6 protein-coding genes are annotated in these 7,835 nt (G+C 65.0%); 1 reads left to right on the top strand and 5 read right to left on the bottom strand.

The genetic code is table 11. From position 1 onward, the window contains the following. Positions 1–177: 177 nt before the first annotated feature. The 4 genes from tal to ACODSU_RS25165 all read right to left on the bottom strand — a co-directional run bounded on the left by tal (position 178) and on the right by ACODSU_RS25165 (position 5,524). Entirely contained in the window at positions 178–1,128 is a 951-nt protein-coding gene (gene tal / locus ACODSU_RS25180; RefSeq protein WP_488845679.1) for a transaldolase, read from the bottom strand. A 7-nt stretch (positions 1,129–1,135) separates the two neighbouring features. Further along, the gene (locus tag ACODSU_RS25175) at positions 1,136–2,218 is read right to left on the bottom strand and encodes an ABC transporter ATP-binding protein (protein WP_488845677.1); all 1,083 of its coding nucleotides are present in this window, start codon (positions 2,216–2,218) and stop codon (positions 1,136–1,138) included. Between the two features lie 27 nt (positions 2,219–2,245). Next, positions 2,246–4,396 (bottom strand): ABC transporter permease, encoded by a 2,151-nt coding sequence (locus tag ACODSU_RS25170; RefSeq protein ID WP_488845681.1) that lies wholly within the window; start codon positions 4,394–4,396, stop codon positions 2,246–2,248. Between the two features lie 99 nt (positions 4,397–4,495). Beyond that, positions 4,496–5,524 carry an ABC transporter substrate-binding protein gene (locus tag ACODSU_RS25165; RefSeq protein ID WP_108626587.1) on the bottom strand — a complete coding sequence of 343 codons (1,029 nt, stop codon included), beginning with the start codon at positions 5,522–5,524 and terminating at the stop codon, positions 4,496–4,498. A gap of 258 nt (positions 5,525–5,782) precedes the next feature. Between ACODSU_RS25165 and ACODSU_RS25160 the strand changes: the two genes are divergently transcribed. Next, positions 5,783–6,628 carry a MurR/RpiR family transcriptional regulator gene (locus tag ACODSU_RS25160; protein WP_015012602.1) on the top strand — a complete coding sequence of 282 codons (846 nt, stop codon included), beginning with the start codon at positions 5,783–5,785 and terminating at the stop codon, positions 6,626–6,628. Positions 6,629–6,663: 35 nt separating this feature from the next. On the opposite strand, the gene ACODSU_RS25155 is transcribed toward ACODSU_RS25160, so the two are convergent. Continuing rightward, complete coding sequence (locus ACODSU_RS25155; protein WP_488845674.1) at positions 6,664–7,647, bottom strand: tripartite tricarboxylate transporter substrate binding protein; 984 nt, start codon at positions 7,645–7,647, stop codon at positions 6,664–6,666. Positions 7,648–7,835 lie beyond the last annotated feature (188 nt).

Raw genomic sequence — 7,835 nt, 5'->3', positions numbered from 1 at the left:
TTTTGGGTACTTTTCTTTGGCGAAGCAAAGAAAAGTACCTCGCCCGCCGGGGCGATTCCCGGCCTCCGCCATCACCACAAGCATGCGGCTAAATCAGCGCACTGCTTTGCAAATAGCAAAAAACAAAAGCGGCCAGCACCTACAACCCAGGCACCAGCCGCTCCAAAAAAACAGACCTCAAGCAGCGAGGATCAGCTTCTCCAGCTTCACAGCATCCACTGCAAACGCCCGAATCCCCTCGGCCAGCTTCTCAGTCGCCATCGCATCCTCATTCAGCGCAAACCGGAACCCCGGCTCGTCATAGTTCACCGCAGGCAGGTCCATCGCCTTGGCAGCCTCCGCATCCAACGCTCGCTGCAACGGCGCATCACTCGCAGCCAGCTGCGCCAACAGCTCGGGCGCAATGGTCAACAGGTCGCACCCAGCCAGCGCCGTGATCTGCCCCACATTGCGGAAGCTCGCGCCCATCACCTCGGTGGCAATGCCGAAGCGCTTGTAATGGTTGTAGATCTGGGTAACCGACTGCACGCCCGGGTCGTTGGCGCCAGCGCGGGCGGCCTCGTCCCAGCTCGCACCCGCCTGCTTCTTGTACCAGTCGTAAATGCGGCCCACAAAGGGTGAGATCAGCTGCACCTTGGCCTGGCCGCAGGCCACGGCCTGGGCGAACGAAAACAGCAGCGTGAGGTTGGTGTGGATGCCCTTGCGCTCCAGCTTTTCGGCGGCCTGGATGCCTTCCCACGTGGCCGCGATCTTGATGAGCACGCGGTCAATGTGAATGCCCTCGGCTTGGTACAGCTCGATGATGCGTTCGGCGCGCGTGACGGTGGCACTGGTGTCAAAGCTCAGGCGGGCGTCCACTTCGGTGGAGACGCGGCCGGGCACGTGGGTCAGGATTTCGCAGCCAAAACGCACCAGCAGGCGGTCGATCACCTCGTCCATCGCACGCCCTTGCCACTTGGCAACGGTGTCCTTGAGCAAGGGGGCGTATTCGGGCTTCTGCACCGCTTTGAGGATCAGCGAAGGGTTGGTCGTAGCGTCCTGCGGACGGAACTGGGCCAGTTGCAGAAAGTCGCCGGTGTCGGCAACCACAGTAGTGAACTGTTTGAGGGCGTCGAGTTGGTTCGTCATGGCGCCATTATTCCGCATTGGTCCGGGCAGCTTCGGTACTACCAACCACCGATACGCCATGGGCACCCAGGCTCAGTTGCACCTCGTCCCCCACGGCCAGCACATCGTCCAGGTCGGACGACACCACGAAGATGTGGCCCAGCGCAGTCTCGAAGGTGTATTCGTACACCGCGCCCAGATAGGCCCGCTTGTCCAGCCGCGCGGGCAGCAGGCCCTCGCCCTGGCGGTGAATGCGCCAGGCCTCAGGGCGCACCGCCACCTTCACCGGGCCGCTCTTCACCGCCATGCGGGGGCGCAACACCAGTGGGCCGAGCGCCACCGTGCCGTCAGCGTCGGCCACGGCCGGGAACAGCATGGCCTCGCCCATGAAGCCCGCGACGAATTCGCTGTGCGGGGTTTCATACAGCGCGCGGGGCGAGCCCTTTTGCGCAATCAGGCCCTGGTTCATCACGATGATCTGGTCGCTCACCGCCATGGCCTCGGCCTGGTCGTGCGTGACGTAAGCCACCGTGAGCGACAGGCGCTGCTGCAGCGCACGGATCTCTTCACGCATCTCGCGGCGCAGGCGGGCGTCGAGGTTGGACAAGGGCTCGTCAAACAGCAGCACCTCGGGCTCCAGCACCAGCGCACGGGCCAGGGCCACACGCTGCTGCTGCCCGCCCGAGAGTTCACTGGGCAGGCGGTCGTCATAGCCCACCAGGCCCACGCCGCGCAGCGCCTCCACGGCCTTGGTGCGCGCCTGCTCCTTGGGCTGGCCCGACATGCGCAGGCCGTACATCACGTTCTCGACCACGTTCATGTGCGGGAACAGCGCGTAGCTCTGGAACATCATGCTCACGTTGCGCTGCGCGGGGCCCAGCGTGGTCACATCCTTGCCGCCGATGAAGATCTCGCCGGAGGTGGGCGACTCCAGCCCCGCGATCATGCGCAAGGTGGTGGTCTTGCCACAGCCCGAGGGGCCGAGGATGGTGGTGAGCGTGCCGCGCGGCACCTCAAAGCTGATGCCCTTGACGGCCAGGGCCGCGCTGCTGTCGCTGCCGTAGCGCTTGGTGATGTTGCGGAACACGATGCCCGCGTCATTGTTGTTCATGGCGTGTTTTCTATTTTTTCAGAGGGGTCAGTGCGCAACGGGCGCGGCTCCACGGCGGCCCAGTTTGCGATCACCCACCAGCAGCTGAATGAGTCCGATGGAGGCCGACATCAGGATGATGAGCACCGTGCAGTACGCCAGCGCCACGCCATAGTCGCCATTGCCCACGCGGCCGATGATGTAGGTGGTGGCCAGCTCGTTCTCGGCTGTGACCAGGAAGATCACCGCGCTCACGGTGGTGATGGCGCGCACAAAGCTGTAGACCAGTGCAGCCACCAGCGCGGGCTTGAGCAGCGGCAGCACCACATGGCGCAGCGTCTGCACGCTGCCCGCGCGCAGCATGACGGAGGCTTCATCGAGGGAACGGTCCAGCTGCTTGAACGCCGCCGTGCCCGCGCGCACACCCACCGGCAAATTGCGGAACATAAAACACAACACGATGATGAGGGCGGTGCCCGTCAGCTCGAACGGTGGCACGTTGAACGCCAGGATATAGCTCACACCCAGCACCGTGCCGGGGATGGCAAAGGCCAGCAGTGCCGCAAATTCGAACGCGCCCTGCCCCCGGAACTCGGTGCGTGCCAGCAGCCACGCAATGGCAATGCCCAGCGTGGCCGTGAGCGGCGCGGAGATGGCGGCGAGCTTGAGGGTGGTGAAGAACGAGTTCCACGCCGTGCCCGCCCACACCACACCAAACTCGCCCCATTCCACGCTGAACGCGGTACGGAAATGCGCCAAGGTGATGGTGTAGTCGCGCCCCCAGGTCTGCACAAATCCGCCGGCCAATGCAAACAGATACACGATGAGCGTGAAGGCCATCCAGGGCAGCGCAATCGAATGCACCACGCGGCGCACGCCCCGGGGCAACGGCATGGCAATGCCCGCGTCACCTTTGCCCGACACGGTGGTGAAGTTCTGCTTGCCCAACAGCCCGCGCTGGATGGCAAACACCGTGAGCGCAAAGAAAGTGAGGATCCAGGCCAGCGATGCCGCACGGCCCTGGTCGTACTGCGCGCCCACGATGGCAAAGAAAATTTCGGTGGACAGCACCGAGAACTGCCCGCCCACCACGATGGGGTTGCCGAAGTCAGCCATGCTTTCGATGAAGCCCACCAGGAACGCATTGGCCAGGCCGGGCTTGAGCAGCGGCAGGGTCACGGTCATGAAGGTGCGGTGCGGGCTGGCGCGCAGGGTTTGCGCGGCCTCTTCCAGGCTGGGCGCCACGCCCTGCACCACGCCGCGCATGATCATGAAAGCGATGGGCGTGAACGCAAAGGTCTGCGCCACCCACACACCCAGCCACCCGTAGAACCAGCGCGACGGCGTGATGCCAAACGCGTATTCCAGAAACTGGTTGAACACCCCCGCGCGGCCAAACAGCAGGATCAGCCCCAGGCCCACCACGAACGGCGGCGTGATGATGGGCAGCAGCGCCACGATGTTCAGCGGCCGCGCATAGCGGCGCGAAGCGCGCTCGGCCATCAGCGCCATGAAGGTGCCCAGCAGCGTGGTGCTGGTGGCCGTCATCAAGCCCAGGAACAGCGTGTTCCACGCCACGCCGCAGCGCTGGCCACCCGCCAGGCACGACAGGCTGAAGTTGCGCTCGTGCGCAATGCGCTCCCACACCACGGCCAGCGAGAACGGGCCGTCTTCCAGAAAAAATGCCGCCGACAGCGCCTTGAGCACCGGGAACACGATGAACAGCGCGAGCAGGCTGCCGCAGCCCACCACCGCAGCCGCTACGAACAGGTCGCCCTTGAAGAAGCCGCGCCGCGCCACACCGAACGACAGCAGCACCAGCAGTGCCGACAGCACCACAAACCCGCCCCAGCCCATGCCGGGCTGGCGCGCGCCCAGTTCGCCCAGGCTGGTGTTCATCCATTCAAACGCCCAGCCGCGCGCACCAATCGCAAAGCCGCTGAGCAGCAGGGCCGCCAGCCCCAGTGCGCCCCCCGCCACCAGCAGCGTGCCTTGCTTGCGCCCGGCGGGCAGGCAGGCCCCCAGGCCCGCCACCGCCAGCCCGGCCAGGCCCAGCCACAGCCAGGGGCGTCCGAACAAGGCCGCCTGCATCAGCCCATTGGCGGCCTGCTCGCTGCTGAAGACCTGGCCGACCGCCAGCAGGCCATTGGCGTCCTGCTGTGCATACCAGGGGAACACCAGGTAGCCCAACACGCCCATGGCCAGCCAGACCCACAAGGGCCGGTTGACCGAGGCACCGGGAGCCCGGGTCCGGGGGGTTGCGTGCGCTGCCGCCGCTGCTGCCGACACCACCACCCCTTAGCGCGTTGCGTTCTGCACGTCTTTTTCCCAGCGCGCAATCAGACGGCGGCGCTCGGCGCTGGCGCCGTACTTGGCGTAATCGTAGTTGATGAGCTTCATCTTGGCCGGATCGGTCATGCGCGGGTCCTTGGGCACCTGCGTGTTGCTGGGCAGCTGGAACTGCTTGGCCGCCAGGCCAAACTGTTGGCCGCCGGGCGTGAGCGCCCATTCGTAGAACTTCTTGGCCGCCTCGGTGTTGGGGCCGTTCTTGACGATGCTCATGGAGCCCACTTCGGCACCCGTGCCTTCGGATGGCGTGGCCGATCCGACCGGGAAGCCATTGACCGCCTCGGTGGTCACGTCGTGCACAAAGCTCACGGACACCGTGGTCTCGCCGCGTGCAACCGCCTTGACCGGGGCTGTGCCCGAACGGGTGTACGCGCTGATGTTGGGGTGCAGGGCCTTGAGGTATTCGAACGCCTTTTCCTCGCCCATGATCTGCACCAGCGTGGCGATCATGGTGTAGGCGGTACCGCTCGATGCGGGGTTGGCCATCTGAACCTCGCCCTTGAATTCGGGCTTGAGCAGGTCGGCCCATGACTGGGGCGGGTTGAGCTTGCGCTTGGCCAGCAGCTCCTTGTTGTAGCCAAAGCCCAGCGGCCCCAGGTAGACGCCCACGGTGCGGTACTTCGAATCGGCCGCCTGCTTTTGCGCCCAGGGGTAGAGCTGCGCGAGCTGGGGCGACTTGTATTCGAGCGTCAGGCCCTGCTCGGCCGCCTGCAGGTGCGGGTCGCCCGTGCCGCCAAACCAGATGTCGGTCTTGGGGTTGGCGCGCTCGGCATTGAGCTGCGCCAGCGCCTCGCCCGACCCCTTGGCCGTCATGTTCACCTTGGTGCCAGTGGTCTTGGCGTACACCGTGGACATCAGGTTGCACCACTCGGCCTGCACCGAGCAAATGATGTTGACCTGCCCCTGGGCCCAGCTGCCCGACGCAGCAGCCACCAAGGCCGCACCGGCCAGAAGTTTTGTCAGCAAGGGTTTGCGCATGGAAGGCTCCTCAGTATCTAGATAACGTGATGGAGGATGCTATGCGTGCAGGGCCCGCCCGGGCCAGGGGGGAAACGCCCAGGGTCGGTGCAAGCAGGTTGAAAGGCAGGGATTGCGCGGGCCCCGCAGCTTTGGGAACCGAGTTACATTAAATGAGGACGGCCCCGCCACCGCGCTGACCGCAGCCAGATGGAGCGTCCCGTCCCAGCCCCTTTTTCAAAGGCCCCTGCGCAGCCTGCCCCGCCTTCACAGACTGACATGCTCGACCGCATCACCGCCTCCCTGCCCTCGCTGGCCCCCGCCGAACAGCGCGTGGCCAAGCTGGTGCTGACCGACCCGCGCACTTTTGCCCGCCTGCCCGTGCGCGAGCTGGCCGAGCGCGCGCACGTGAGCAAGCCCACCGTGGTGCGCTTCTGCCGCAGCATGGGCTACGACGGGCTGGCGGACTTCAAGCTCAAGCTGGCTGGCAGTGTGAGTGAAGGCGTGCCCTTCATCCACCGCAGCGTGGATGCCGACGACAAGACCGGCGACGTGCTGGTGAAGGTGGTGGACAACGCCGTCGCGGCCTTCCTGCAGTACCGCAACGCGGCCAGCACCGTGGCCATCGAGCGCGCGGCCGACGCAATTGCGGACACCTGGAAGAAGGGCAAGCGCATCGAGTTCTACGGCGTGGGCAACTCGGGCATCGTGGCGCAGGACGCGCAGCACAAGTTCTTTCGCCTGGGCGTGACCTCCATCTCCAGCAGCGACGGCCACATGCAGGTGATGAGCGCCACCCTGCTGGGCCCGGGCGATTGCGCAGTGATCATCTCCAACTCGGGCCGCACCCGCGACCTGATGGACGCGGCCGACATCGCCCGCCGCAACGGTGCCACCACCATCGTCATCACCGCCAGCGGCTCACCCCTGGCCAGCACCTGCCAGATCCACTTGGCCGCCGACCACCCCGAGGGCTATGACCGCTACAGCCCCATGGTGTCGCGCCTCATGCACCTGCTCATCATCGACGTACTGGCCACCTGCGTGGCGCTGCGCATTGGCAGCTCGCTGCAGCCCATCCTGCAGCAGATGAAAGAGAACCTGCGGGCCAAGCGCTACGCGTAAATCCTGGCCGTCAGGCCAGGCCGGCGCACGCCTTCTCAGTCCAGCGTGACACCCGCGTCGCGGATCACCTTGCCCCACTTGGTCGTCTCGGCCGCCAAAAAGGCGTCGCACGCCTCGGGCGTGGTGCCCTCACCAAAGGTGCCCATGGTGTCGAGCTTGGCCTTGGTTTCATCACTCTGGATGATGGTGTTCACCGCGTCCGACATGCGCTTGACGATGTCGCGCGGCGTCCCGGCGGGTGCAATCATGCTGGCCCAGGTACTGCCCAGCATGCCGGGCACGCCTTGCTCGATGAAGGTCGGCACGTCAGGCAACATGGGCAAGCGCTTTTCGCTGGCCACGCCGATGAGAGTGATGCGGCCTGCCTTGGCGGGCTGGATCAGGTTGGGCGGAGGGTCGAGGAACAAGGGCACCTGGCCGCCGAGCAAGTCCGTCAGCGCCGGGGCTGCGCCGCGGTAGGGAATGTGGACCATGAAGGTCTTGGTCAGTGACTTGAGCAGTTCGCTGGTCAGGTGCGCCGCAGAGCCTGTGCCGGACGAGGCAAAACTCACCTTGCCCGGGTTGGCCTTGGCATAGGCCACCAGTTCCTTCACCGTCTTGAACGGTGCATTGGGAGCCACTGCCGCCACCAACGGAGAAACACCCAGCAGCGACACGCCCATCAGGTCCTTGCGCGGGTTGTAGGGCAGTTTGGGGTAGAGCGTGGTGTTGGCGGTAAAGGCCGGAATGACCACACCAAAGGTGTGACCGTCCGGGGCGGACTTGGCGACAGCATCCACGCCGATGATGCTGTTCGCGCCAGGTTTGTTGTCGATGACAACCGGCTGACCGAATTGCTTTTGCAGGCCTACCGTCAGCAGACGCGCCATCTGGTCGGTAAACCCGCCCGCTGTGTACGGCACGATGATGCGAATCGGACGGCTGGGCCAACTGGTTTGGGCCAGTGCTGGCAATGCCGCACTGGCCAGCGCTGCGCCAGTGGCCTGGACAAGCCTGCGACGGGAAAGGAATGTGGTCATGGTTTTGTCTCCTGCTGATTTATAGGTATAAAAAGCAGCCTCAGCGCTCATCCGATAAGCGCTAAAAGCTATATTTTTTATAGCATTCAGATCCCATCGAATGGTCTGTGCCTGTGATCTGCGGGGCTCAGACGGCCTTGACCAGTTCAGGCACAGCCGTGAACAGATCCGCTTCCAGCCCATAGTCG

The sequence above is a fragment of the Acidovorax sp. FG48 genome, from assembly GCF_057809085.1.
Note: the sequence above shows the minus strand (reverse complement) of the source record. Positions and strands in the feature narration are given on the sequence as shown.